We start from the raw sequence: 25,637 nt of genomic DNA, 5'->3' as shown, positions 1-25,637 counted from the left end.
ATAATGGAAACTGAGAATATTTTTTGAAAAGGGTAAGAAATGATAGAAGTTGTAGATTTATTTTCTGGTGCTGGAGGATTGACTTTTGGCTTTCAGAATACAATTAAAAATAATAAATTTGTTTCCCGAAATGACTTTAACATTAGATTTGCAAATGAATTCAATCATGACGCAGCAGAAGCTTTCAGACAAAATTATCCTAGAGTTACTATGATTGAGGAAGATATTGCTAATATAGACGAACATTTTTTAAAATCCAAAGGAATCAGTTCAAAAAGAGTTGATTTAGTTATTGGTGGCCCACCTTGTCAGTCCTTTAGTACGGTTGGCAAGAGACAGTATGATAAGAGAGCAAAAATGTATCGTGAATATAGAAGGATACTTTCATTTATCCAACCTAAAATGTTTGTATTTGAAAATGTTTATGGTTTGCTAACCATGAAAAACGAGCAAAATGGCCCAATTATTCGAAATGTAAAAGAAAGTTTTAAAGATTTATCTAGCTTTGGAAATGTTCATGGATATAACGTTTATACAGAATTACTTAATGCTAAGGATTATGGTGTTCCACAAAATAGAGAACGCGTCTTTTTAATTGGTGTAAGAAATGATTTAAATATTGAGTTTGAATGGAATTTTCCAGAAAAGTGTACTTCTGAAAATCCCTTCAATTTAAGAGATGCTATTGGAGATTTACCTAGTTTAGGAAATAATGACAGAGCGGACCAATATGTGGAAGATCCGCAAACAGATTATCAAATTTTAATGAGAGGTAATCAAGATCAATTATTTAATCATGTAAGTCGTAATCATGGACAAAGATTGCAGAAAATTATGGCTGCACTTAAGGAAGGACAAGGTAAGAATGATATAAATAGAATGGTAGAAGATGGATTGTTAGATAGAGCACTTTATTTAACCTCAGGATATAGTAATACTTACGGTAGATTGTGGTGGGATAGACCTTCAACGACCATAACAAATAATTTATCAACTCCATCCTCCTTACGGTGCATTCATCCTAGTCAAAATAGAGCTTTGACTGCAAGGGAAGGTGCAAGAATACAGTCTTTTCCAGATAATTATAAGTTTGTCGGAGGTCTACAAGCAATTAATACCCAGATTGGTAATGCTGTTCCTCCAATTTTAAGTATTCATTTAGCTAATAGAATAAAGAAATTTTTCGAGGAAAATAAATTATAAAGGCGTTTAATTATGATAGAAACTAACAGTATCCCATTTAACTTCTCTTATTTTGCTTTAAACTTGTTAGGAAAGCAAATGTATAGTAATAACTGGAGTGCAATATCTGAATTAATAGCTAATGGTTTAGATGCTGGTGCAACAAATGTTAAGCTCTATATAGAATCTATTGATAAATCGAAATCAACCTTAGAAATTTTAGATAATGGTAGTGGAATGAGCTATGTTGATTTATCTACTAAATACGCATTGATTGGGAGAAACAGACGCTTATCGAAAGAAGAGTCATCTGAGAAGACAAAGGGAAGAAAAGGTATAGGAAAATTAGCAACGTTATTTTTGTCAAAAAAATATTATATAGTTTCTAAAAAAGGAGGAATTGAAACAGCGTGGATGCTAGACTCCACAAACGCATCTGATAGTGATATTCCTGAATTAATTCGTGTTGATATTAATGATGTGTCTATTGAAAATAAAAGTGTTTGGGATTCATTCGAATCAGGAACTTTAATAAAATCAGTTGGAGTTGATTTGACTGGATTTGCAGAGGGAAAGTTGGATTCTTTGAAGATGACTTTAGCTAACTATTATTTGTTAAACAATATTGGTGCAGTTATCGAAGTGGCTTACAAGACTAAATCAAAACAGAAGATAGAATTTTCAAAAGTTTCTAAAATAATTGGATTTAAAAATTTGTATGCTTTTTTTCAAACTTCTGATGGTATCGTTGAAAACGAATTGTTAAATGACTCAGTGAAAATAAACGCAGATTTAAAGGAAGTATCCAATAAGTTACGTCAGGTAAAGAAATTAAGTCCATCAGACGTTACTAAAATAAATTTGAAAGGAAAGAGAAATTTTTTAACTATACATGGAATAACCAAAGAGTTTGATTATGAATTGACTGGTTGGATAGGAATTCATAGTACAATTAATATGACGGAAGCATCCGAAAATACAAAAGATGATCCCACTAATAGATTTATAAGGAATGATGTTTACAAGGCTAATCAGCTAAGACTTTATGTCAGAGATAAATTAGCAGTATCAAATTTTATGCCACAGTTAAATAACACACAAGCCTTCAGTAACTATATTGAAGGGGAAATCTCATTTGATATTTTAGACAATGATTGTTTGGAAGATATTTCAACTTCAAATCGTGAAGGATTATCAGGAAATGATGAAAGAATAACTTTATTGATTGAGTTGCTAAAACCAATTATCAATAAGTTGATAATTGAGCGTGTTAATATTGGTACTGTAGTGCGTAAGGAAGTTGAAAAGATTCGACAAGAAGAGAAGGAGAAAATAGAAAGAAAAGAACAACTTGCAGAGGAAAAAAGAAAGCAAGCAGAAGAAAATAAAAAAATTGCAGAACAGCAATGTCAGGAGGCTGAGTTAGCTAGAAAATTGGCAGAGACAAAACAGAAAGAAGCAGAAATAGCTAGAGACGTAGCAGAGGAGGAAAGTAAAAGAAAGGATGTTTTAATTGGAAGCAATAATTCTGCGCAACAAAATTTGTTGGCTCATGAATTAACTGGAGTGTATAAAAACATAGATTCAGTAAATAAAAAAATTGTTGCAGATTTTAAATCGACAGATGATTTTGAACGAGTGAGCGAGTATGTTGTTAGTCTAAAAAAATCTTCTGGAAAATTATTTACAATAAAAAATCAAGTGCTAAAATTAAATACTTCTGAAGTAAAAGGAAGGAAATACATTAATGTCAAAAGTTATATAAAGAGTTATTTAAACAGTCTGTCTTATAAAAATTTAGAGATTATAATTGATTTTTCAAATAATCCTCATACTTCCAGAGTACATATTTTTGATTTAGGTATGATACTAGATAATTTTATTATAAATGCTATGGATCAACTAGCAGATAAAATTATATTTAAATTTATTGATGAAGAAAATAAATTAGTTATATCTTCTAACAAGCCATTATCTTCTGAAATAGTCAATAAGGACGATATTTTTAGATTAGGATTTACTACTAAAGAGAATGGGACAGGAGTTGGGATGTATATAATTAAACAAACTTGTAAAAAATTTAAATGGGAAATTAAAGTGGTTTCAAATACAGAAGAAACAAGCTTTATAATTGAATTAGGTGATAATTAGAAAATGCGTAGAGATATTAGTATTATTTGGTTAGAAGATGAGATGGAAGATGCTTTTCACGATTATTTAAAAATAGTAAAAAAAGCTATAGAAGATAAAGGTTATCAATTATTAGGAGAAGAATATGAGAATGGTATTGATAATGGTATTGAATTTTTAAACGATGTAAGAAGTCGAGAAAAATATAAGCAATTTTTTATTCTTTATTCAAAAAATTATGATGAGATAAAGGAGACAGTAATAACAAAAATTAACGAGGAAGATAATCTAGGATTATTAAATAATACTATGATTATCAATTTATCCTCTCCCAGCGATGAAGTAATTGAACATGAATTTCAGAAAGCCATTGAAATTAGTTTATCAAAGTGGGATGAACTAAATGCTCTTAGAGGAGAGTATATGAGTGAAAATGCTGAGATAGAATATGAGTTAAAAAAAATATTAAATGTTGACTTAACAGATTCTAGAAATTATAAATCTCTCTATAGAGATTTTAAAAATAATCATCTTAGTAAACGTGATATAACCCACAATACATCATTATTAAATGATTGGATGCAAATGATAGATAAACGCAATTCATTAGCTCATTCTAAAGAAGAATTTAATGATGTAAAAGGCTATGTAATATCAAACCTTGATGATAAAAGTATACAAATTGTAGAAGAGGAAATTAACGAAGAGAGAAAATCATTGATACATCTATCAGAACAAGTGAAAGCATTGATAAGAGCAAAACCAAAAAGAATAATCAATAACACACATTGATGATGAAAGTACCTAATTGTATAAAAGGAAATTGTTGATAAATCCATAGGAGTAAGTAAAAACATAGGGCCAAAAAGATATTTTAATATCCAATAAAAAGATAAAATACAATTATTTACAATTATCAAAATACTACTAATATAACTAACATTTTAGAAAGCAACTCACTACACAACAAAACCTCTAAGTTCGAACCGACCTGAGAAGTATAAGATTGCTGCATTCTTCTCAGATGTTGGGGGAATTGAGTTGGGATTTGAACAGACCAACGAGTTCAGAGTGGTGTATGCCAATAAATTTGATAAGTATGCGTGTCAGACTTACTAGCCCATTTATCCAGATATATCTCAATAATCGTATTATCAGTCAAAGAACATTCCATATGACTGTATGACATATTGAGTATAACTTGTTCACTATTAAGATGAAGTATATATTTCATAGAACCTATTATGAGGACTTTTTATAATTTGCTCCAATTCCATACCCATTTCACCATTTACCGATGACGCAGAAAAACAATTGAAAGGATATTTCTATGCAACCAACTTACAACATTGACAATCCAAACTTGTCTTATGAAGCTAAGCGTGATTTATGGCGGATAGGTTTTGGTCTGCAGAAAGTTGACAATCTAGTGCCATCAGAGTATATGGAATCTTTGGCTGAGAAACAGTCCCGGGGAGAACTGACTTATGAGCAGGTTTATGAGGATGCAACGGCTTATCATCATACCATTGATGCAAGTACGGAGGAAGCAGACTTGGTTTCTCTACGTATTGTAGAACTATTGTCTCGAAGAGGCTTTAGCTTTAGTCCTGCGACCTTACTTGCTATTCATAAGGAGTTGTTTCAAGATATATTTGAAACCTCTATTCCGGTGGGACAATTTCGTCAGATAAATATCACAAAGAATGAACCTGTTTTGAATGGTGAAAGTGTTGTGTACTCTGATTACTCCATGATTCAAATGACCTTGGATTATGATTTTAATCAGGAAAAACAAGTTGCATATGCGACACTGATTCAGGCGGATGTGGTTAAACAAATCCAGCATTTTATTTCAGGAATCTGGCAGATTCATCCATTTCGCGAAGGAAACACTCGGACGGTAACGGTCTTTTTGATTCAGTATCTTCGTGAGTTTGGTTTTGATATTGATAATACACCATTTCAGCAACATGCCAAGTATTTTCGTGATGCCTTGGTATTAGATAATGCAAAGATTTTACAGCGACCTCCTGAGTTTTTAACAGCTTTTTTTGAAAATCTCTTGCTCGGTGGTCAAAATGATCTGTCATCAGAAAAGATGTATCTAGAACTCGATCTTTAAAAATCCTAATACTGAGTAAACATTGAATTTTAGGAAAAAAATGAAGTAAATATTCCTACAAGAAAACGCATATCATCAAAGATTTAGGTCGCTTGATAATATGTGTTTTTTTTTATTTTATAGATTGCTCGTTTAAACTCTATTTATTTCGTACTTTCAGTGCTATTCGGATTTTATTTTCGTGTACAATTTCAGCTATTCTTGTTATAATCAGCCTATAGGAATCAAGGAGGTGATTGTTATGGCTGTTTTTGTGTCTTTGGATGGAATTGTGGTAGAAGTACTTGATGTCTTTTCTTCTTTTAATGGGGATAGTGAGTTTTTCTTGTGTAAACGTCTAAAAGACAAGAGTCAGTTTGTGATGGAACGCTCTCAGTTCGAGGAGATGTTCCAACTTCAAAGTAGTCACTTGACGACGCAAGAAAAATTACAATTGTTTACCTCTGTGTTTGCTGGCCGTTATGATGTTTATGCTAAGAGTTTTATCAATGATCAAGGGAAAATTCAGTATTTTCCATCCTATGATTATGGTTGGAAGCAGTTGCCGCCTGAAAAACGGAGTTTCCAGACATTAACGGACTCCGTTTTGAAATCTCATTTTCGTGGGGAGACAGCTATCGGTATCTTTCCTATGCACTTAGATGATAGCTGTTATTTTTTGGTACTGGATTTTGATGAAGGAGATTGGAAAGAAGCTGGTTTAACCATTCGAAGAATAGCCAGGGAACGCCAGATGGAAGCCCATTTAGAGATTTCTCGTTCGGGTCACGGACTCCATATTTGGTTCTTCTTTGAGGAAGCGATTCCGAGTCGAGAGGCTCGCTTGTTTGGAAAGAAATTGTTAGAACTGGCTATGCAGGAAAGTATGCAACTGTCCTTTGATTCTTTTGATCGCATGTTTCCAAATCAGGATGTCCTTCCTAAGGGGGGATTTGGAAATTTGATTGCCTTGCCTTTTCAAGGAGAAGCTTACCATCAAGGGAGAACGGTCTTTGTGGATGAACAGTTTCAGCCTTATGAAGACCAATGGAGGTATCTACAAGAGATTCAGAGGGTTTCAACTGCTAAAGTGGCACTGTTAATCCAAGAGGAGTTAGGGAAGCAAGAATTGGATAAGGAGTTGAAGGTCATCTTATCCAATATGATCCAACTTGAAAAATCGTCTGTGACACCCAAGACACTTTTTTTCTTGAAAAATATGGCTTCATTTTCTAATCCCGAATTTTATTTAAAGCAGGCTATGCGACAGCCAACCTATCAAATTCCTGAGCGAATGTATTTATTTGGAGAATCCGATCATTATTTATGGTTGCCGAGAGGTTTGCTATATCCATTGCAAGATAAATTTAAGCAGGTCGTTGTGGAAGATAGGAGAAAGGTACAAAGGTCTATTAGAGTGGAATTTAAGGGAGAACTCACTTTGGAGCAAGAGTTAGCCCTGTCAGATATGATTTCCAAAGAAAATGGTTTACTCCATGCGGAGACTGGTTTTGGGAAGACCGTTTTAGGTGCTGCTCTCATCTCTGAACGTAAGACCAAAACAATTATTCTAGTCCATAATAGGCAACTCTTAGACCAATGGCTGGATCGTTTAAACCATTTTTTGACTTTCGAAGAGGAAGAAGCTACCCGTTATACGGCATCAGGTCGTGAAAGGGTAATAGGCTATGTTGGGCAGTACGGTGGGACTAAGAAATGGCTGAGTGGACTGGTTGATGTCGTTATGATCCAATCTCTATTTAAGTTGGAAAATAGTCAAAGTCTTTTGGATAAGTATGAGATGATGATTGTGGATGAGTGTCATCACGTGTCTGCTTTGATGTTTGAAAAAGTTGTGGCACAGTTTAGAGGGAAGTATCTTTACGGTTTGACGGCTACGCCTGAACGTAAGAATGGTCATGAACCTATTGTTTTTCAGAGAATTGGTGAGATACTCCATACTGCTGATAAGAGGGAAACGGATTTTAAACGGCAATTGCAATTAAGATTCACTTCTTTTGGTCATTTGGAGATTGAAAAGACCAAAGCAAGTAATTTTATACAGCTTAGTGATTGGATTGCGACAGACTCAGTGAGGAATCAGATGATTCTCAAGGATATTCTAGACCAAGTGACAGAAGGGCGGAATATCTTGGTTCTAGTCAATCGAATTCAACAGATAGATGTCTTTGAAAAGTTATTGAAAGAGAAAGAGGTTGATGATTTTTATATTATTAGTGGCAAAACCAAAGTCCGAGAGAGAACAAGTTTACTGGAGACGTTAGAACAGTTAGATAAAGGGTTTGTTTTGCTGTCTACTGGAAAATACATTGGCGAAGGTTTTGACTTGCCTCAGCTAGATACGCTTATCTTGGCAGCGCCCTTTTCTTGGAAAAATAATTTGATTCAGTATGCAGGTCGGATTCATAGAAACTACAAGGATAAGTCTTTGGTACGTATTTTCGATTATGTGGATATTCATGTTCCTTATTTAGAAAAGATGTTTCAGAAACGACAAGTAGCTTATCGAAAGATGGATTATTGTGTCATTGAGGGTGAGGAGAAACAATTCGTTTATGTTGATAGTAGATATGAGAATGTGCTGAGAGAGGACTTGGCAGGGGAAAGACAGGAGTGTCTGCTTATTTTACCTTATGTGCACCAGACAAAACTGATGAAATTTCTAAAAGAATTTAGGATTAGTCAAATTGAGATATGTGTACCAGAGACGGTTGCAAATAAAACATGGCTAGACCAGTTGAAGAGCCAGAAAATTAAAGTATCTTTTACTCAATCAAAAATAGTCACGCCTATTCTTTTGGTAAACAAGACCATTGTTTGGTATGGTGCAATGCCATTATTAGGGAAGGTAGATGAAATGACCATATTACGTTTGGAATCAGCTTGTATAGTTTCTGAAATAGTGGCAGGTTTACGATAGAGAAAATTTTTAAAAATTTCTATGTATGATTTTCATTTCTTTAGTGAGAGTGATGACATTTTCACATTCGAATCGCAGCTAACAAGCAGAAGTGAGATAGGTCTTGCAAGAATGGTAAAAATCTGATAAACTAAGTAGTAATTGGATAGGAATCTGCAAGACTAGTAGCCCAAGGGAAGTATATCAGGGAGGAGAGCCGTGACTGCAAGCTCTCTATATGAAAGCTGGGTGAATTCACTTGCGCATGGATTTAGAAATGAAGGTCTGACTTGTCAGATGAAAACGGATGGTACCGCGTGTCAACGCTCCGATTGGAGTTTTTGGCATGTGGTTTTCTTTTTATCTACGAGCGACTGATGGAGGAATTATGTCAACTATTGAAGAACAATTAAAAGCGCTTCGTGAAGAAACGCTGGCTAGCTTGAAGCAGATTACTGCTGAAAATGAAAAAGAGATGCAAGATTTGCGTGTCGCTGTCCTTGGTAAAAAGGGTTCGCTCACTGAAATCCTCAAAGGGATGAAAGATGTCTCTGCTGAGATGCGTCCAATCATTGGGAAACACGTAAATGAAGCTCGTGATGTCTTGACAGCTGCTTTTGAAGAAACAGCTAAGCTCTTGGAAGAAAAGAAAGTCGCTGCACAATTAGCTAGCGAGAGTATTGATGTGACACTTCCAGGTCGTCCTGTTGCGACTGGTCACCGTCATGTTCTCACACAAACCAGTGAAGAAATCGAAGATATTTTCATTGGGATGGGTTACCAAGTCGTGGATGGTTTTGAAGTAGAGCAAGACTACTATAACTTTGAACGTATGAACCTTCCAAAAGATCACCCAGCCCGTGATATGCAGGATACTTTCTATATCACTGAAGAAATCTTGCTCCGTACCCACACGTCTCCAGTTCAGGCGCGTGCTATGGATGCCCATGATTTCTCTAAAGGTCCTTTGAAAATGATCTCACCAGGGCGTGTCTTCCGTCGTGACACAGACGATGCGACCCACAGTCACCAATTCCACCAAATCGAAGGTTTGGTTGTTGGGAAGAACATTTCTATGGCAGACCTTCAAGGAACCCTTCAGTTGATTGTCCAAAAAATGTTTGGTGAAGAGCGTCAAATTCGTTTGCGTCCATCTTACTTCCCATTCACAGAGCCATCTGTTGAGGTGGATGTTTCTTGCTTCAAGTGTGGTGGAGAAGGCTGTAACGTATGTAAGAAAACTGGTTGGATCGAAATTATGGGGGCCGGTATGGTTCACCCACGTGTCCTTGAAATGAGTGGTATCGATGCGACTGTTTACTCTGGATTTGCCTTTGGTCTTGGACAAGAGCGTGTTGCTATGCTCCGTTATGGAATCAACGATATCCGTGGATTCTACCAAGGAGATGTCCGCTTCTCAGAACAGTTTAAATAATGATTAGAAAAGTAGAAATGGCAGATGTTGAGATGTTGGCTAACATAGCCAAACAAACCTTTCGTGAAACATTTACCCATGATAATACGGAAGAGCAGTTACAGGAATACTTTGAAGAGGCTTATAGTCTGAAAACTTTGTTAACTGAGTTGGGAAATCCTGACTCCGAAACCTATTTCATTATGCATGAAGAGGAGATAGCTGGTTTTCTCAAGGTCAACTGGGGAAGTGCTCAAACTGAGAGAGAATTAGAGGATGCTTTTGAAATTCAACGCCTCTATGTGCTACAAAAATTCCAAGGATTTGGATTCGGTAAGCAACTGTTTGAATTTGCTCTTGAACTTGCTACAAAAAATAGTTTTTCTTGGGCTTGGCTAGGTGTTTGGGAGCATAATACAAAAGCTCAAGCGTTTTATAACCGATATGGTTTTGAAAAATTTAGCCAACATCATTTTATGGTTGGTCAAAAAGTAGATACGGATTGGTTGCTGAAAAAGAAATTAAGGTAAGAAGAGGATTCTTCTATTGAAATGATAGGAAAGGAAAAGAACCAGAGGGACAACTGTCATTCTGGAGAATTAAATTATGCTTGTATCTTATAAATGGTTAAAAGAATTGGTGGACATTGATGTGCCATCACAAGAGTTGGCTGAAAAAATGTCAACTACAGGGATCGAGGTAGAAGGTGTCGAATCACCTGCTGCTGGTCTCTCAAAAATTGTCGTCGGTGAGGTCTTGTCTTGTGAAGATGTGCCAGAAACTCACCTCCATGTTTGTCAGGTTAACGTTGGCGAAGAAGAAGCCCGTCAAATCGTCTGTGGTGCACCGAATGTGCGTGCTGGTATCAAGGTTATGGTGGCTCTTCCAGGAGCTCGCATCGCTGACAATTACAAGATCAAAAAAGGGAAAATCCGCGGTCTTGAGTCACTTGGGATGATCTGTTCACTTGGTGAACTGGGAATTTCTGACTCCGTTGTGCCTAAGGAATTTGCAGATGGCATTCAAATCTTGCCGGAAAATGCCGTTCCTGGGGATGAAGTCTTCTCATATCTAGACTTGGATGATGAAATCATCGAACTTTCTATCACACCCAACCGTGCGGATGCCCTTTCTATGCGTGGGGTGGCTCACGAAGTGGCAGCCATCTATGACAAGGCGGTCAACTTTAAAGAATTTACTCTAACAGAAACTGACCAAGCTGCAGCAGATGCTCTTTCTGTGGGCATTGAGACAGACAAGGCGCCTTACTATGCCGCTCGTATCTTGGACAATGTGACTATCGCACCAAGTCCACAATGGTTGCAAAACATTCTTATGAATGAAGGTATCCGTCCAATCAATAACGTAGTGGACGTGACCAACTATATCCTTCTCTACTTTGGTCAACCTATGCACGCCTTTGACTTGGATACCTTTGAAGGGACAGACATCCGTGTGCGTGAAGCGCGTGCTGGTGAAAAATTGGTGACTTTAGATGGTGAAGAACGTGATTTGGACGTGAATGACCTAGTCATCACTGTCGCAGACAAGCCAGTTGCTCTTGCAGGTGTCATGGGTGGTCAAGCAACAGAAATCTCTGAAAAATCTAGTCGTGTTGTCCTTGAAGCTGCAGTCTTCAATGGTAAATCAATTCGTAAGACCAGCGGTCGCCTCAACCTTCGTTCTGAGTCCTCTTCTCGCTTTGAAAAAGGCATCAATGTGGCAACAGTCAATGAAGCCCTTGATGCAGCGGCTAGTATGATTGCAGAACTTGCAGGTGCGACGGTGCGTAAAGGCATCGTTTCAGCAGGTGAACTTGATACCTCTGATGTGGAAGTTTCTTCAACGCTTGCTGATGTTAACCGTGTCCTTGGTACAGAACTTTCTTACGCGGATGTAGAAGATGTCTTCCGTCGTCTTGGATTTGGCCTTTCTGGAAATGCAGATAGCTTTACAGTCAGAGTCCCACGTCGTCGTTGGGATATCACTATCGAGGCAGACCTCTTTGAAGAAATCGCTCGTATCTATGGTTATGACCGCTTGCCAACCAGTCTTCCAAAAGACGATGGGACAGCTGGTGAATTGACAGCAACACAAAAACTTCGACGTCAAGTTCGTACCATTGCTGAAGGGGCAGGTTTGACAGAAATTATCACCTATGCTCTAACAACTCCTGAAAAAGCAGTTGAGTTTACGGCTCAACCAAGTAACCTTACAGAACTTATGTGGCCAATGACAGTGGACCGTTCTGTCCTCCGTCAAAATATGATTTCTGGTATCCTTGATACGGTGGCTTATAACGTAGCTCGTAAGAACAAAAACTTGGCCCTTTACGAGATTGGAAAAGTCTTTGAACAAACAGGTAATCCAAAAGAAGAACTTCCAAATGAAATCAACAGCTTTGCCTTTGCCTTGACAGGCTTGGTTGCTGAAAAAGATTTCCAAACAGCAGCAGTTCCAGTTGATTTCTTCTATGCTAAGGGAATCCTAGAAGCGCTATTTGCTCGTTTGGGACTAGAAGTGACCTATACAGTAACATCTGAAATCGCTAGCCTTCATCCAGGTCGTACAGCAGTCATTTCACTCGGTGACCAAGTTCTTGGTTTCCTTGGCCAAGTGCATCCAGTCACCGCTAAGGCTTACGATATTCCAGAAACGTATGTAGCTGAGCTCAACCTTTCAGCCATCGAAGCTGCCCTTCAACCTGCTGCTCCATTTGTAGAAATCACGAAATTCCCAGCAGTCAGCCGTGACGTTGCCCTTCTCCTCAAGGCAGAAGTGACTCACCAAGAAGTTGTGGATGCAATCCAAGCTGCCGGCGTAAAACGTTTGACAGATATCAAACTCTTTGACGTCTTCTCAGGCGAAAAATTGGGACTTGGTATGAAGTCAATGGCTTATAGCTTGACTTTCCAAAATCCAGAAGATAGCTTAACGGACGAAGAAGTCGCACGCTACATGGAAAAAATCCAAGCGTCTCTCGAAGAAAAAGTCAATGCAGAAGTGCGTTAAACGATAGTAGGATACAAATTCCCCCTCTAGTTCATGAACACTAGAGGGGTGATTTTATATAATACTCAATGAAAATCAAAAAGCAAACTAGGAAGCTAGCCGTAGGTTGCTCAAAACACTGTTTTGAGGTTGTAGATAAGACTGACGAAGTCAGTAACCATATGTCTACTGTAAGGCGATGCTGACATGGTTTGAAGAGATTGTCGAAGAGTATAAAATAATTAAAATGTGATTTCTGTAAAAATACATCTATGATCAGAGTTTTGAAAACTTACAATGTCTAAATCTTTAACATAGTAGTGGTTTTTAGGCAATAAAATATGATCTATTGTTGCATTAAAAAGTTTTGGACTTTGGCTATTCCAAGTTCCTCTTTCAAAAGGTGGAAGTGCATTTAATGCGTCCCTATGAGAGCTTATTTTTGCAAGTGCTCCATGACGCATAGTTGCATTAAAATCACCTGCAATAATAGCCTTTGGATATTTTGAAGCCAGTTGATTATGAATGATGTTTAAGTCTTGCTTCCAGATTTCCATTAAACCTGGCAGAGGAGGAGCAGTATGCAAAGCAATGATATCTGGTATATTTTGTTTTCTCGAATGTAATACAATTGTCCCAAAACGTGTTGTATGAAAAGTTTTAGCTTCTGTATAGAAACCATAACTTTTCTTGACAATCACAGTCACAGGAGCTATTCCACTGTCAGTAGGTGGAGAAGTAAAAATATCATAGTTGGCTATAGAAAGTCCAACTTGATGAAACAATAGTTTGATTCTCTGATTTTCTTGCTCACCTCTGATATTGGTAGCTAGTTCAGGGAATATAGCCATATCGGCATCAAAATGGCTAAAAATTTGCTCAATATGTTGTACTTCTATTTGATTAGCGACGTTCCAAGTTACTAATTTTAAGGTTTTAGTCTTATTTGATGCAGAAGAAAGGGTTTTATCTGTTCCGAATAATAGTAATATGAGCGATAGTAAGAGCAAAATGCCAGAGTAAAACCGTATTTGTTTATTTTTCTTGTAAAAAGATAGGGAAAAAAATAAGAAACTTAAAATAGAAGCCATAGTTGCAGTAGCTAAGGGAAAGGCATAAATCTGTGCCAAGATAGGTCTGGTAGATAGCCAAATATTAAGATTAGAAGATGGGAAAAAAGAATAAGCTATGATAGGGATAGCGAAGAGAATGACAGAAAAGGCAGAGAGAAATATTTTAATCATTGTATGAGTACCTCAATTTGCAATGGTTGCTCGGAGCTAATGTGACTTTGTGACTTCACTTGATTGATATTCTTTTTCTTGTCTTCCTCATAGATTAAGTACAACCCAAGTAAAAAAAAGTCCAATTTAAGATTGAAATGATTAAAAGGCACAGAAATGCAAGACAATTATACTACAAAAGGCAAACATTTGACAATCGATAGTCGTTGCTTAATCGAACGATGGAAAAAAGAAGGAAAATCAAATAGAGAAATTGCCTCTCTATTTGGAAAAGCTCCTCAAACATCCATACTGAAATCAAGCGTGGGACAGTCCGAAAATGTCTTGGGAAAGGGGGGTAAAGAGCTTTACTCTGCCGACTACGCTCAACAATTTTATGAAAATAATCGCAAGCGCTCGGTCAAGAAATCAAGCTTGACCAAGGAACTAAAGGAAAAGATTCTCCACTATCATAACCAAAAATTTTCGCCTGAAATGATGGTGATGGCTAAGGGCGTTAACGTGGGAATTTCAACCATTTACTATTGGATTCATCATGGAAAATTAGGATTATCAAAACAGGATCTGCTCTATCCTAGAAAAGGAAAAGCGCTTAAGAAACAAGCTAGTTCCAACTTTAAACCCGCTGGTCAATCTATCGAATCATAATTCGCTCATTATACATAGACGTAAAAGAAAGAGGGCTAAGTGATGGAGAATAGTGCTATTGGGAGTAACTGGAAGGATGTCCGATCTCAACTCTTTACAAAGGAGGAAATTCTTGAAAGTGATATGCGAGTGGCTATCATGAGTGAGCTGATTGAGGCTAGGCATGACCAAGGAATCAGCCAGAAAAAGCTGGAAGAATTCAGTGGAGTAAGCCAGCCTGTCATAGCTAGGATGGAAACAGGCAAGACAAGTCCTCAGTTGGATACAGTCTTGAAAGTTTTAGCCAGTTTAGGAAAGACACTAGCAGTCGTCCCACTCGAACAGAGAAAAAGTTGATAGGAAGAAGTTGGAAAACTTTAACAAATTTAACAGTTATAGTGCCTCAAGTGTATAATATAGAAAAATTATGCTTTATTTATATCAAGTGTGAACGAAGTGAGCTTTTAGCGGATATTTCCCGCTATAGTGGTATTCTAGATAATAATTTATTATTATCTAGAACGGAATTTTTGAGACATTCTGGCTCAAAAATTAGGGATGAAATTACGAAGTAAGTTGCTCCCGTCCGCACTTTTCAGGGAAATATCAGAATTACAAAAGAAAAATCAACCTATAGTCTTTTCTAATAACAAGCCATAGTCACTTATAAGAATTACTAATAACGCGTTTGGCCAGTCTAACGGAAATATAGTTAAAAAACAAGCTACACAAAGGATTTGAGGCATTTGTCTCAAGTCTTTTTCTTTTGTCTAAAACGGAGATATAGTTTCAAACTATATCAAAGCCTAATTTTTTACAATTATACAGACGCTTTCTTTTCTGTTAAGATAGTTTCAACAACAAATTTTGGAGGACACATCATGTCAACTACAATCATCGGTTTCCCTCGTTTGGGCGAATTCCGCGAATTAAAATTTACAACTGAAAAATACTTTAGAAAAGAAATCTCAGAAGAAGAACTCCTTGCTGCAGCAAAAGACTTGCGTGCGAAACACTGGAACATTGTCAAAGAAAAAGGTATCACTGAAATTCCATCAAATGACTTTTCTCACTATGACAACTTCCTAGATGCAGCTTTCCTTTTCAACGTGGTACCTGCTTCAGTTCAAAACTTGGACTTGTCTGACCTTGAGCGCTACTTCGCTTTGGGTCGTGGTTACCAAGGAGAAAAAGGGGACGTTCGCGCCCTTCCAATGAAGAAATGGTTCAACACCAACTACCACTACATTGTGCCTAAATTTGAAAAAGGCACTCAAGTCAAACTTGCAGGTCACAAGATCTTCGATGAGTTCCAAGAAGCAAAAGAACTTGGATTGAACACTCGTCCAGTTCTTGTAGGTCCATTCACTTTCCTTCAATTGTCAGACTTTGAAGAAGGCGTGAAAGCAGAAGACTTCGTAGACAGCTTAGTGGCTGCTTACCAAGAAGTTTTTGCTAAATTGGCAGAACTTGGTGCGACTCGTATCCAATTGGACGAAGCGGCTCTTGTAAAAGATTTGACAGCTGAAGAAAAAGCTCTCTTCTTGAACCTCTACAACAAACTCTTGGCTGACAAAAAAGGTCTTGAAGTCTTGCTTCAAACTTACTTCGGTGATGTTCGTGATGTCTATGCTGACCTTGTGAAATTGCCAGTAGATGCTATCGGTCTTGATTTCGTTGAAGGTAAGAAAACTCTTGAACTCGTTAAAGGTGGTTTCCCAGCTGACAAGACTCTTTATGCAGGTATTGTCAATGGTAAGAACATCTGGCGTAACAACTACGAAAAGAGCTTGGCTGTTCTTGAGCAAATCCCAGCTGAAAACATTGTGTTGACAAGCTCATGCTCACTTCTTCATGTGCCATTTACAACTGCTAATGAAGAATTTGAACCAGCAATCTTGAACCACTTTGCCTTTGCAGTTGAAAAATTGGATGAGATTCGTGATTTGGATGCTATCCGCAATGGTCAAGGTGAAGAAGCACTTGCGGCTAACAAAGAACTCTTTGCGACTGAGCGTGTTGGTGAAAATGCGGAACTTCGTGCGCGTATCGCTGGCTTGACAGACGCAGACTACACTCGTTTGCCAGCCTTTGCAGAACGTGAAGCTATTCAAGAAGAAGCTTTCAAACTTCCAGCTCTTCCAACAACAACGATCGGTTCATTCCCTCAAACAAAAGAAGTTCGTGCTAAACGTTTGGCTTACCGTAAAGGTGAATTGTCTCAAGAAGAGTACGACGCTTTCCTTGCTGAAACGATCGATGAATGGATCAAATGGCAAGAAGATATCGACTTTGATGTCCTTGTTCACGGTGAATTTGAGCGTAATGACATGGTTGAGTACTTCGGTCAAAACTTGTCAGGTTACCTCTTCTCTAAAAATGGTTGGGTACAATCATACGGTATGCGCGGGGTTAAACCACCAATCATCTGGGGTGATGTCACTCGTCTTAACCCTATCACTGTTAAATGGTCTAGCTATGCACAAAGCCGTACAAACAAACCTGTTAAAGGTATGTTGACTGGACCTGTTACCATCCTCAACTGGTCATTCCCACGTGAAGACATCTCTATCAAGGATTCTACTCTTCAAATCGCCCTTGCTATCAAGGATGAAGTGCTTGACCTTGAAGCTGCTGGTGTGAAAATCATCCAAATCGACGAGGCTGCTCTTCGTGAAAAATTGCCACTCCGTCGTAGCGACTGGTACGAAGACTACCTTGACTGGGCAATTCCTGCCTTCCGCTTGGTACACTCAACAGTAGCGCCAGATACTCAAATCCACACTCACATGTGTTACTCAGAATTTACAGATATCATCCCAGCTATCGACAACATGGATGCGGACGTTATCTCATTTGAGGCAAGCCGTTCAAACCTTGAAATCTTGGACGAACTCAAAGCGAAAAACTTCCAAACAGAAGTGGGACCTGGGGTTTACGATATCCACTCACCTCGTGTGCCAAATGAAGGCGAAATCGACCATACAATCGAAGCCATCCTTGCTAAAGTGCCAAGCAAGAAAGTTTGGATCAACCCTGACTGTGGTTTGAAAACACGTGGTATTCCAGAAACAAAAGAAAGCTTGATCCGCCTTGTTGAAGCAGCTAAAGCTGCGCGTGAGAAATTGTAAGATAAGGATTTCTCTAGAAGCACTGTTTGGTCAATCTGCCTGTTTCATTTGGATTCTAAGAGTCCAGCTAACGAAAAAATCAACTAGAAAAGGATAATGACTATGTCACGCCAAACACCGTCACTCTCATTTGAAGTGTTCCCTCCAAACCCAGCCGTGGGTAATGATAACATTATTTCTGCTCTTCAAGATATGCAGGAGTTGGCTCCTCACTTTATCAGTGTAACTGCCAGCAATAATAAATTTAATATCAAGGAAACGACGGTTCGTTTGGCTGACTTTATCCAAAATGACTTGGTGATTCCTACTATTGCTCACTTGCCAGCCATCTATTTGACCAAGGATAAAGTTGCTGAAACTATTGCAGACTTGGACAAGGTTGGGGTGCAGAAAATCTTGGCTCTTCGTGGGGATATTATTCCTGATGTGGAACCACAAAAGGATTTCCGCTACGCAACTGACTTGATCGAGTTCATCAAGGAACAAGCCCCTCACTTTGATATTGTTGGTGCTTGTTATCCAGAAGGCCATCCAGATTCATCAAATCAGATTTCAGATATTCAAAATCTTAAGAAGAAAGTGGATGCAGGCTGTTCGAGCCTTGTAACTCAGCTTTTCTTTGACAATGAGCGCTTCTATGATTTCCAAGACAAGTGCATCTTGGCTGGGATTGATGTTCCTATTCATGCAGGGATTATGCCAATTCTGAATCGAAATCAGGCTCTCCGCCTCTTGAAGACTTGTGAGAATATCCACCTTCCACGCAAATTTAAAGCCATCTTAGACAAGTATGAGCATGACCCTGAGTCGCTCAGAGCAGCAGGACTTGCCTATGCAGTGGACCAAATCGTGGACTTGGTAACTCAGGATGTGGCCGGTGTGCATCTCTACACCATGAACAATGCGGATACAGCAAAATACATCCACCAAGCAACCCATGCCTTGTTTAATCACCAGTCTCTAGGATAATAAAAAGCAAACCATTCTTCTCAGCTGAGGGGAATGGTTCCTTTTTAATGGTAAAGACCGCACTTTTTAAGAAAAATATGATAAAATAGACTCTGTACGTACTTGATACAAAGATGAGGGTATTAAATAATACAATGAATTTAAACTGAAGGCTTAGCATCAAACCTTTCTGATGACTAACGGTAGGAAAGAGCGACACGAACGAGTCAAATCGATATTATTTGACGAGAGAGTTAGTAAAGCATTTAGCTAATCGCCTGATAGCGATTAGCGTGAAAGGTTTAGATGCTTTAGTATCAAACCTTTCTAATGATTTGTATCTTGAGTAATTGAACACGGGCTAAATCCCTAGTGAAAAAGATAGATTTCCTGGTGTACATGGTACACTGCGTCAATCTCCTATTTTCATACGGGATTCTTCACGCCCTTAGTATCTTGATTTTTGTAGGCAAGGCGTATAATTTCATCAATCCAAAGGGGATTAAAATGACAAAACAAGTGTTTCAAACGACTTTTGCGGGTCGTGAGTTAATTGTAGAGACTGGTCAGGTTGCTAAGCAGGCAAATGGCTCTGTTGTCGTGCGTTACGGTGAGTCAACTGTCTTGACTGCTGCCGTGATGTCTAAGAAGATGGCAACTGGGGACTTCTTCCCTCTCCAAGTCAACTATGAAGAAAAAATGTATGCGGCTGGGAAATTTCCTGGTGGCTTTATGAAACGTGAAGGACGTCCTTCAACGGATGCGACTTTGACAGCGCGTTTGATTGACCGTCCAATCCGTCCTATGTTTGCGGAAGGTTTCCGTAATGAAGTACAAGTCATCAACACTGTGCTTTCTTATGATGAAAATGCTTCTGCACCAATGGCTGCTATGTTTGGTTCATCCTTGGCACTTTCCATTTCAGATATTCCATTTGACGGCCCAATCGCTGGGGTACAAGTGGGCTATGTAGATGGTCAAATCATTATCAACCCTACGCAAGAACAAGCAGAGCAATCTCTCCTTGAATTGACAGTAGCTGGTACCAAACATGCCATCAACATGGTTGAGTCTGGTGCTAAAGAATTGTCAGAAGAAATCATGCTGGAAGCTCTCCTTAAAGGGCATGAAGCAGTCAAAGAATTGATTGCCTTCCAAGAAGAAATCGTTGCAGCTGTTGGTAAGGAAAAAGCAGAAGTAGAATTGCTTCATGTGGATGCTGACTTGCAAGCTGAAATCATCGCAGCCTACAACAGCGACCTCCAAAAAGCGGTCCAAGTAGAAGAAAAATTGGCTCGTGAAGCTGCAACTCAAGCAGTTAAGGACCAAGTAACTGCTGTTTACGAAGAAAAATATGCGGACCACGAAGAATTTGACCGTATCATGCGTGATGTGGCTGAAATCTTGGAACAAATGGAACACGCTGAAGTGCGCCGTTTGATCACAGAAGATAAGGTACGTCCTGATGGTCGTAAGGTTGATGAAATCCGTCCTTTGGATGCGGTTGTTGACTTCCTTCCTCGTGTGCACGGTTCCGGTCTCTTTACTCGTGGACAAACTCAGGCTCTTTCAGTCTTGACCTTGGCTCCGATGGGAGAAACTCAAATCATTGATGGTTTGGATCCAGAGTATAAGAAACGCTTTATGCACCATTATAACTTCCCACAATACTCTGTAGGGGAAACTGGTCGTTACGGTGCGCCAGGTCGTCGTGAAATCGGTCACGGTGCTCTTGGTGAGCGTGCTCTTGCTCAAGTCTTGCCAAGTTTGGAAGAATTCCCATATGCTATCCGATTGGTGGCAGAAGTCTTGGAATCAAATGGTTCTTCTTCTCAAGCCTCTATCTGTGCGGGAACGCTTGCCCTTATGGCTGGTGGTGTGCCAATCAAGGCGCCAGTAGCAGGGATTGCCATGGGTCTCATCTCAGATGGAAACAACTATACAGTCTTGACAGATATCCAAGGTTTGGAAGACCACTTTGGAGACATGGACTTCAAGGTTGCAGGTACTCGTGACGGGATTACAGCCCTTCAAATGGATATCAAGATCCAAGGGATTACAGCAGAAATCTTGACTGAGGCTCTTGCCCAAGCCAAGAAAGCCCGTTTTGAAATTCTTGATGTGATTGAAGCAACCATTCCAGAAGTTCGTCCAGAATTGGCTCCAACTGCTCCGAAAATTGATACCATCAAGATTGATGTGGACAAGATTAAGATTGTCATCGGTAAGGGTGGAGAAACCATCGACAAGATTATCGCTGAAACAGGCGTTAAGATTGATATCGACGAAGAAGGAAATGTGTCTATCTACTCTAGCGACCAAGATGCTATTAACCGTGCTAAAGAGATTATTGCTGGTTTGGTTCGTGAAGCCAAAGTGGATGAAGTTTACCGTGCTAAAGTCGTTCGTATCGAGAAATTTGGTGCCTTTGTCAACCTCTTTGACAAGACAGATGCCCTCGTTCACATTTCTGAAATGGCTTGGACGCGTACCAATAATGTCGAAGACTTGGTAGCCATCGGAGACGAAGTTGATGTTAAGGTTATCAAGATTGATGAAAAAGGACGTGTGGATGCTTCTATGAAAGCCCTTCTTCCTCGTCCTCCAAAACCTGAACGTGATGAAAAAGGTGAAAAATCAGAGCGTCCTCACCGCCCACGTCATCACAAGGATCACAAACCTAAGAAAGAATTTACAGAAACACCAAAAGATTCAGAATAAGAAAAGGAGAAATGTATGGGATGGTGGCGCGAAACCATTGATATCGTAAAAGAAAATGATCCAGCGGCCCGCACCACTTTAGAGGTTTTGCTGACTTATCCAGGTGTCAAGGCCTTGGCGGCCCACCGTCTCTCGCATTTTCTCTGGAAGCATGGCTTCAAACTCTTGGCTCGTATGCACAGTCAGTTTTGGCGCTTTTGGACTCAGATTGAGATTCATCCAGGTGCCCAAATCGACTCTGGAGTCTTTATTGACCATGGTTCAGGCCTGGTTATCGGAGAGACTGCTATTGTTGAAAAAGGTGTTATGCTTTACCACGGAGTGACTCTTGGTGGAACAGGGAAAGACTGTGGCAAACGCCATCCGACTGTACGAAAGGGAGCTCTCATATCAGCCCATGCCCAAGTTATTGGACCTGTAGAAATCGGTGAAAATGCCAAGGTTGGTGCAGCAGCAGTTGTCGTGGCAGACGTACCTAGTGATGTGACAGTAGTCGGTATTCCGGCTAAGATTGTCCGCCTTCATGGTAAAAAGGATGAACCGGTCATTCACGAAGTCGAAGAAAAACGAGAATACTACGTCAATAAACTTGAGCAGGCTAAAGAAGCCAGTCACAGATCGTCTGGGTTGTAGAGGATACCTATATGATTCAAGCAAGAAACAAGTTAAGCCAAGAGGAGCTATCTGAGGCGAAAAAACTAATTAACTGTTGCCAAAACTATGACGGTACCTATCGTGATCCCTATCTTTCTAACATGCTTAATTTTGACCCAAACATGCCCGCCTTTTTCCTTTATTATGAAAAAGGCGAACTTGTTGGTCTCTTAACTGTCTATGCTGATGACCAAGATGTAGAAGTGACGATACTGGTTCATCCAGATCGTCGCTGTCAGGGAATTGCGCGTACATTGTTTACTAGTTTTGAGAGAGAAACAGCCTCTTTTCCGATTCATTCAGTTACTTTTCAGACAGAGCGTGTTTTTCTAGATCGCCATCCTGATTTTGTCAGCAACTGGGGATTGGTCGAGGACGAGGATACAGAAACTTGGTTAGGTAAGGATAGAAAACCTTATCCGTTAGCAACCATTTCCAATCTTGAAGTTTTGTTAGCAGATAGTTCGTATCAGGATCAAATTAGTCAGTTAAAATTTCAGGCATTTTCAGAGGAACATGAATCGAGAGAAGTTGTGGATAGATATGTCTCTGAAGCTCTGAAAGATCCAGAAAGTCGCTTATATATTTTATTAAAAGACGGTCAGGTTATTGGGACTTGCACGGTTGATTTATCGAGCGATACGAATTACTTCTACGGTTTAGCAATATCTGAACCTGAACATGGAAAAGGCTATGGAAGCTACTTAGCAAAATCCATCGTTAACCAACTAATTGAGCAAAATGATAAGGAATTTCAGATTGCAGTAGAGGATAGCAACGTAGGTGCCAAGCGCTTGTATGAAAAAATTGGCTTTGTCAAACAGACTCAGGTGGTTTATCTGAATGAGAAAGGAGCAAGGGATTCCGAAGTGTAGAGACATTCGGACTGAAATTCAATTGAACTCTTAGTAATGAAACTAATTGTTCTTGGATTTTGGATTTCCTGACTATGATTTATGATTAAAATCTATGACACCATGTCTCGTGATTTGCGAGAATTTGTCCCGATTGAGGACGGTAAGGTCAAGATGTATGTTTGTGGGCCAACTGTGTACAACTATATCCACGTGGGGAATGCCCGCTCAACAGTGGCTTTTGATACGGTTCGTCGCTATTTTGAGTACCGTGGGTATGAGGTTGCCTATATTTCCAATTTTACAGATGTAGATGATAAGATTATCAACCGTGCCAAGGAAGAGGGCATCACGCCTCAGGAGGTTGCGGACAAGTACATCACTGCCTTTCGTGAGGATGTGACAGCCTTGGGCGTCAAACCTGCGACCCGCCATCCGCGTGTGGTGGAGTTTATGGCTGACATCATCCGCTTTGTGGAAGATTTGATTGAAAAAGGCTTTGCCTACGAGAGTCAAGGAGATGTCTATTTCCGTGTGGAAAAATCTCACAACTATGCCAAATTGGCTAATAAGACCTTGGAAGACTTGGAGCTGGGTGCTTCAGGTCGTACCGATGAAGAAACAGCTCGCAAGGAAAATCCTGTAGACTTTGCCCTATGGAAATCTGCCAAACCAGGCGAGATTTCTTGGGACAGTCCTTGGGGACCTGGTCGTCCGGGCTGGCATATCGAGTGTTCGGTTATGTCAACAGAGATTTTGGGCGATACTATTGATATTCACGGTGGTGGAGCTGACCTAGAGTTTCCTCACCACACCAATGAAATTGCCCAATCTGAAGCTAAAACAGGCAAGACTTTTGCTAACTACTGGATGCACAATGGCTTTGTCAATATTGACAATGTCAAGATGTCTAAGTCCTTGGGCAACTTTATCACAGTCCATGATGCTCTTAAAACTCTTGATGGGCAAGTACTTCGTTTCTTCTTTGCGACCCAGCACTACCGTAAACCAATCAACTTTACAGAAAAGGCAGTGCATGATGCAGAGACTAATCTCAAGTATCTGAAGAACACTTATGAGCAACCATTTACAGGAAATGTGGACGCCCAAGAGTTACAAACCTTTAAAGATAAGTTTGTAGCGGTTATGGATGAGGATTTCAACTCTGCTAATGGTATTACAGTAGTCTTTGAAATGGCCAAATGGATTAACTCAGGTAACTATGATGCAAGTGTCAAGCAAGCTCTTGCGGATATGTTAGAAGTCTTTGGAATTGTCTTTATTGAGGAAGTTTTGGGTGCAGAGATTGAAGACTTGATCCAAAAACGCCAAGAAGCGCGTGCCAATCGTGACTTTACGACAGCGGACCAGATCCGTGACCAATTGGCTGCTCAAGGAATTAAGCTCCTTGATACCAAGGATGGAGTGAGGTGGACACGTGATTGATGTCAATCTCATTAACGGGATTGCGCTAGCCTTTGAAGGAGATGCGGTGTATTCTATGTATATTCGCCGTCACCTCATCCTCAAAGGCATGACCAAACCCAATAAACTCCATCAAGAAGCGACCAAGTATGTGTCAGCCAAAGCTCAGGCTCGCCTGATTTCCCTTATGTTAGAGGAGCAAGTCCTGACGGAAAAAGAAGAGGAAATCTACAAACGTGGTCGCAATACCAATAGTCACACCAAAGCTAAAAATGCTGATGTGGTGACTTACCGTATGTCCACAGGTTTTGAAGCCGTGATAGGCTATCTTCATATGACTGAAAATATGGAGCGCCTCGAAACCTTAATTTCTTGGTGCATCCAAAAAGTGGAGGGATAGGACATGATGGCAAAAGAACTACAAGACTGGTTTCCTGAAGCTCAGATTTCAGACCAACCAGTAGAGAAAGAGGGTTACTTAACCCTTCCTTTAGCTTCTCAGCAGTGGATTTTGCTGGAGAAAGATGGGCTCAGTGAGCGTGAGAAGCAGTTGGTTGCCCTTTTGACCCAGCAGGAGCAGGCTCGTTCGCTCAATCCTTGGTATTCCTATCTGATTGAGGGTAAGGGACAGGCACCACAAGCTTTTAAAAAGATTCAGCTGGTTTACTGTCATCTTTCCTATTTTCAGCAGGAAAATCTATCCTCTTGGCTAGATATGATGAGGACCCTTTTTCCTAACTGTCAGACGGTGCTTCAGGTTGGGGCTCAGGATTATGTTTTCGTACTTCAACAAGATAAATACACCTCTGTACGAGCTATTTTAAGTGATACGATTGAAGCGGTTGAGTATGACTTTGGATTGCGTCTGTCAATCATGTTAGGCCAGGTTTGGTCTCAGACAGGCCATCAAGCCCTATTAGACTTAATCAAAGCGGAACGGGATTTGTTCAAGACTTGGTGGCGTCAGGGTCACCAAGGTGTTCATACTTTTTCTCAGCTCTATCTTTGGAGTATGGGAGAAAGACTCGTGGACTTGAAGCCAATCAAGGAATGTCTGCATCAGATGATTTTGGATCAAGACCAGATTCAGGAAATCATCCTCTCTCTTTGGGAAAATAGTGCTGTTCTCACTAAAACAGCCCAGAAACTCTATCTGCACCGCAATTCTCTCCAATACAAGATTGATAAATGGGAAGAGTTGACAGGGCTTCAGTTGAAAGAGTTGACCGACCTGACCTTGTGTTATCAATTGATTTTAGGTTCTTTGTCAACTATAGTTGGTTTGTAAAGAA

At 39.5% G+C, this 25,637-nt stretch carries 18 protein-coding genes and 2 pseudogenes; 19 read left to right on the top strand and 1 reads right to left on the bottom strand.

The features are described from left to right. Positions 1-39 precede the first annotated feature (39 nt). From OC529_RS06840 to pheT, 9 genes and pseudogenes are all read left to right on the top strand, one after another. The gene (locus tag OC529_RS06840) at positions 40-1,203 is read left to right on the top strand and encodes a DNA cytosine methyltransferase (RefSeq protein ID WP_173212711.1); all 1,164 of its coding nucleotides are present in this window, start codon (positions 40-42) and stop codon (positions 1,201-1,203) included. A gap of 78 nt (positions 1,204-1,281) precedes the next feature. Continuing rightward, the gene (locus tag OC529_RS06835; protein ID WP_240149569.1) at positions 1,282-3,333 is read left to right on the top strand and encodes an ATP-binding protein; all 2,052 of its coding nucleotides are present in this window, start codon (positions 1,282-1,284) and stop codon (positions 3,331-3,333) included. Positions 3,334-3,336: 3 nt separating this feature from the next. Then, a complete protein-coding gene (locus tag OC529_RS06830; RefSeq protein WP_262081804.1) occupies positions 3,337-4,104 on the top strand; it encodes a hypothetical protein in 768 nt (255 codons plus the stop codon). 174 nt (positions 4,105-4,278) lie between these two features. Continuing rightward, positions 4,279-4,428, top strand: a pseudogene (locus tag OC529_RS06825) (DNA cytosine methyltransferase); the annotation flags it as partial. 214 nt (positions 4,429-4,642) lie between these two features. Next, positions 4,643-5,437, top strand: coding sequence for a Fic/DOC family protein (locus tag OC529_RS06820; RefSeq protein WP_262081803.1), 795 nt, complete (start codon positions 4,643-4,645; stop codon positions 5,435-5,437). Between the two features lie 241 nt (positions 5,438-5,678). Then, entirely contained in the window at positions 5,679-8,357 is a 2,679-nt protein-coding gene (locus OC529_RS06815; protein ID WP_262081802.1) for a TOTE conflict system archaeo-eukaryotic primase domain-containing protein, read from the top strand. 367 nt (positions 8,358-8,724) lie between these two features. Further along, positions 8,725-9,771, top strand: a complete 1,047-nt coding sequence (gene pheS, locus OC529_RS06810) for a phenylalanine--tRNA ligase subunit alpha (protein WP_173282626.1) — start codon at positions 8,725-8,727, stop codon at positions 9,769-9,771. Next, positions 9,771-10,280, top strand: a complete 510-nt coding sequence (locus OC529_RS06805; RefSeq protein ID WP_173219840.1) for a GNAT family N-acetyltransferase — start codon at positions 9,771-9,773, stop codon at positions 10,278-10,280. The genes pheS and OC529_RS06805 overlap by 1 nt, the downstream gene beginning before the upstream one ends. Before the next feature lie 76 nt (positions 10,281-10,356). Continuing rightward, the gene (gene pheT, locus OC529_RS06800) at positions 10,357-12,762 is read left to right on the top strand and encodes a phenylalanine--tRNA ligase subunit beta (protein WP_262081801.1); all 2,406 of its coding nucleotides are present in this window, start codon (positions 10,357-10,359) and stop codon (positions 12,760-12,762) included. Positions 12,763-12,983: 221 nt separating this feature from the next. Here pheT and OC529_RS06795 read toward each other — a convergent pair whose 3' ends face one another. Then, positions 12,984-13,985, bottom strand: coding sequence for an endonuclease/exonuclease/phosphatase family protein (locus OC529_RS06795; protein ID WP_262081800.1), 1,002 nt, complete (start codon positions 13,983-13,985; stop codon positions 12,984-12,986). Positions 13,986-14,141: 156 nt separating this feature from the next. Between OC529_RS06795 and OC529_RS06790 the strand changes: the two are divergent. The 10 genes and pseudogenes from OC529_RS06790 to OC529_RS06745 form a co-directional block, all read left to right on the top strand. Next, a pseudogene (locus tag OC529_RS06790) lies at positions 14,142-14,627 on the top strand (transposase); the annotation flags it as partial. Between the two features lie 48 nt (positions 14,628-14,675). After that, positions 14,676-14,969: a helix-turn-helix domain-containing protein gene (locus OC529_RS06785; RefSeq protein WP_262081799.1), complete on the top strand. Its 294-nt coding sequence runs from the start codon at positions 14,676-14,678 to the stop codon at positions 14,967-14,969. 524 nt (positions 14,970-15,493) lie between these two features. Continuing rightward, a complete protein-coding gene (gene metE, locus OC529_RS06780) occupies positions 15,494-17,743 on the top strand; it encodes a 5-methyltetrahydropteroyltriglutamate--homocysteine S-methyltransferase (protein ID WP_262081798.1) in 2,250 nt (749 codons plus the stop codon). Between the two features lie 102 nt (positions 17,744-17,845). After that, the gene (metF, locus tag OC529_RS06775; RefSeq protein WP_262081797.1) at positions 17,846-18,712 is read left to right on the top strand and encodes a methylenetetrahydrofolate reductase [NAD(P)H]; all 867 of its coding nucleotides are present in this window, start codon (positions 17,846-17,848) and stop codon (positions 18,710-18,712) included. A gap of 486 nt (positions 18,713-19,198) precedes the next feature. After that, positions 19,199-21,412 (top strand): polyribonucleotide nucleotidyltransferase, encoded by a 2,214-nt coding sequence (pnp, locus tag OC529_RS06770; RefSeq protein WP_000166424.1) that lies wholly within the window; start codon positions 19,199-19,201, stop codon positions 21,410-21,412. Positions 21,413-21,427: 15 nt separating this feature from the next. Next, positions 21,428-22,045: a serine O-acetyltransferase gene (gene cysE, locus OC529_RS06765; RefSeq protein ID WP_120164262.1), complete on the top strand. Its 618-nt coding sequence runs from the start codon at positions 21,428-21,430 to the stop codon at positions 22,043-22,045. Between the two features lie 11 nt (positions 22,046-22,056). Continuing rightward, entirely contained in the window at positions 22,057-22,941 is an 885-nt protein-coding gene (locus OC529_RS06760; RefSeq protein WP_262081796.1) for a GNAT family N-acetyltransferase, read from the top strand. Between the two features lie 81 nt (positions 22,942-23,022). After that, complete coding sequence (gene cysS / locus OC529_RS06755) at positions 23,023-24,366, top strand: cysteine--tRNA ligase (protein WP_262081795.1); 1,344 nt, start codon at positions 23,023-23,025, stop codon at positions 24,364-24,366. Further along, the gene (locus tag OC529_RS06750) at positions 24,359-24,745 is read left to right on the top strand and encodes a Mini-ribonuclease 3 (protein ID WP_077805443.1); all 387 of its coding nucleotides are present in this window, start codon (positions 24,359-24,361) and stop codon (positions 24,743-24,745) included. The genes cysS and OC529_RS06750 overlap by 8 nt, the downstream gene beginning before the upstream one ends. Before the next feature lie 3 nt (positions 24,746-24,748). Beyond that, positions 24,749-25,633 carry a PucR family transcriptional regulator gene (locus OC529_RS06745; RefSeq protein ID WP_262081794.1) on the top strand — a complete coding sequence of 295 codons (885 nt, stop codon included), beginning with the start codon at positions 24,749-24,751 and terminating at the stop codon, positions 25,631-25,633. The last annotated feature ends 4 nt before the right edge of the window (positions 25,634-25,637 follow it).

The organism is Streptococcus sp. Marseille-Q5855 (genome assembly GCF_946901985.1).
Classification (GTDB): Bacteria; Bacillota; Bacilli; order Lactobacillales; family Streptococcaceae; genus Streptococcus.
Note: the sequence above shows the minus strand (reverse complement) of the source record. Positions and strands in the feature narration are given on the sequence as shown.

Bases quoted from the DNA above. Each gene is read 5' to 3' on its own strand.
- OC529_RS06805 (WP_173219840.1), top strand. From the start codon at position 9,771: ATGATTAGAAAAGTAGAAATGGCAGATGTTGAGATGTTGGCTAACATA.
- metF (WP_262081797.1), top strand. From the start codon at position 17,846: ATGTCACGCCAAACACCGTCACTCTCATTTGAAGTGTTCCCTCCAAAC.
- pheS (WP_173282626.1), top strand. From the start codon at position 8,725: ATGTCAACTATTGAAGAACAATTAAAAGCGCTTCGTGAAGAAACGCTG.
- cysE (WP_120164262.1), top strand. From the start codon at position 21,428: ATGGGATGGTGGCGCGAAACCATTGATATCGTAAAAGAAAATGATCCA.
- OC529_RS06760 (WP_262081796.1), top strand. From the start codon at position 22,057: ATGATTCAAGCAAGAAACAAGTTAAGCCAAGAGGAGCTATCTGAGGCG.
- cysS (WP_262081795.1), top strand. From the start codon at position 23,023: ATGATTAAAATCTATGACACCATGTCTCGTGATTTGCGAGAATTTGTC.
- metE (WP_262081798.1), top strand. From the start codon at position 15,494: ATGTCAACTACAATCATCGGTTTCCCTCGTTTGGGCGAATTCCGCGAA.
- OC529_RS06830 (WP_262081804.1), top strand. From the start codon at position 3,337: ATGCGTAGAGATATTAGTATTATTTGGTTAGAAGATGAGATGGAAGAT.
- OC529_RS06820 (WP_262081803.1), top strand. From the start codon at position 4,643: ATGCAACCAACTTACAACATTGACAATCCAAACTTGTCTTATGAAGCT.
- pheT (WP_262081801.1), top strand. From the start codon at position 10,357: ATGCTTGTATCTTATAAATGGTTAAAAGAATTGGTGGACATTGATGTG.
- OC529_RS06840 (WP_173212711.1), top strand. From the start codon at position 40: ATGATAGAAGTTGTAGATTTATTTTCTGGTGCTGGAGGATTGACTTTT.
- OC529_RS06835 (WP_240149569.1), top strand. From the start codon at position 1,282: ATGTATAGTAATAACTGGAGTGCAATATCTGAATTAATAGCTAATGGT.
- pnp (WP_000166424.1), top strand. From the start codon at position 19,199: ATGACAAAACAAGTGTTTCAAACGACTTTTGCGGGTCGTGAGTTAATT.
- OC529_RS06795 (WP_262081800.1), bottom strand. From the start codon at position 13,985: ATGATTAAAATATTTCTCTCTGCCTTTTCTGTCATTCTCTTCGCTATC.
- OC529_RS06745 (WP_262081794.1), top strand. From the start codon at position 24,749: ATGATGGCAAAAGAACTACAAGACTGGTTTCCTGAAGCTCAGATTTCA.
- OC529_RS06785 (WP_262081799.1), top strand. From the start codon at position 14,676: ATGGAGAATAGTGCTATTGGGAGTAACTGGAAGGATGTCCGATCTCAA.
- OC529_RS06815 (WP_262081802.1), top strand. From the start codon at position 5,679: ATGGCTGTTTTTGTGTCTTTGGATGGAATTGTGGTAGAAGTACTTGAT.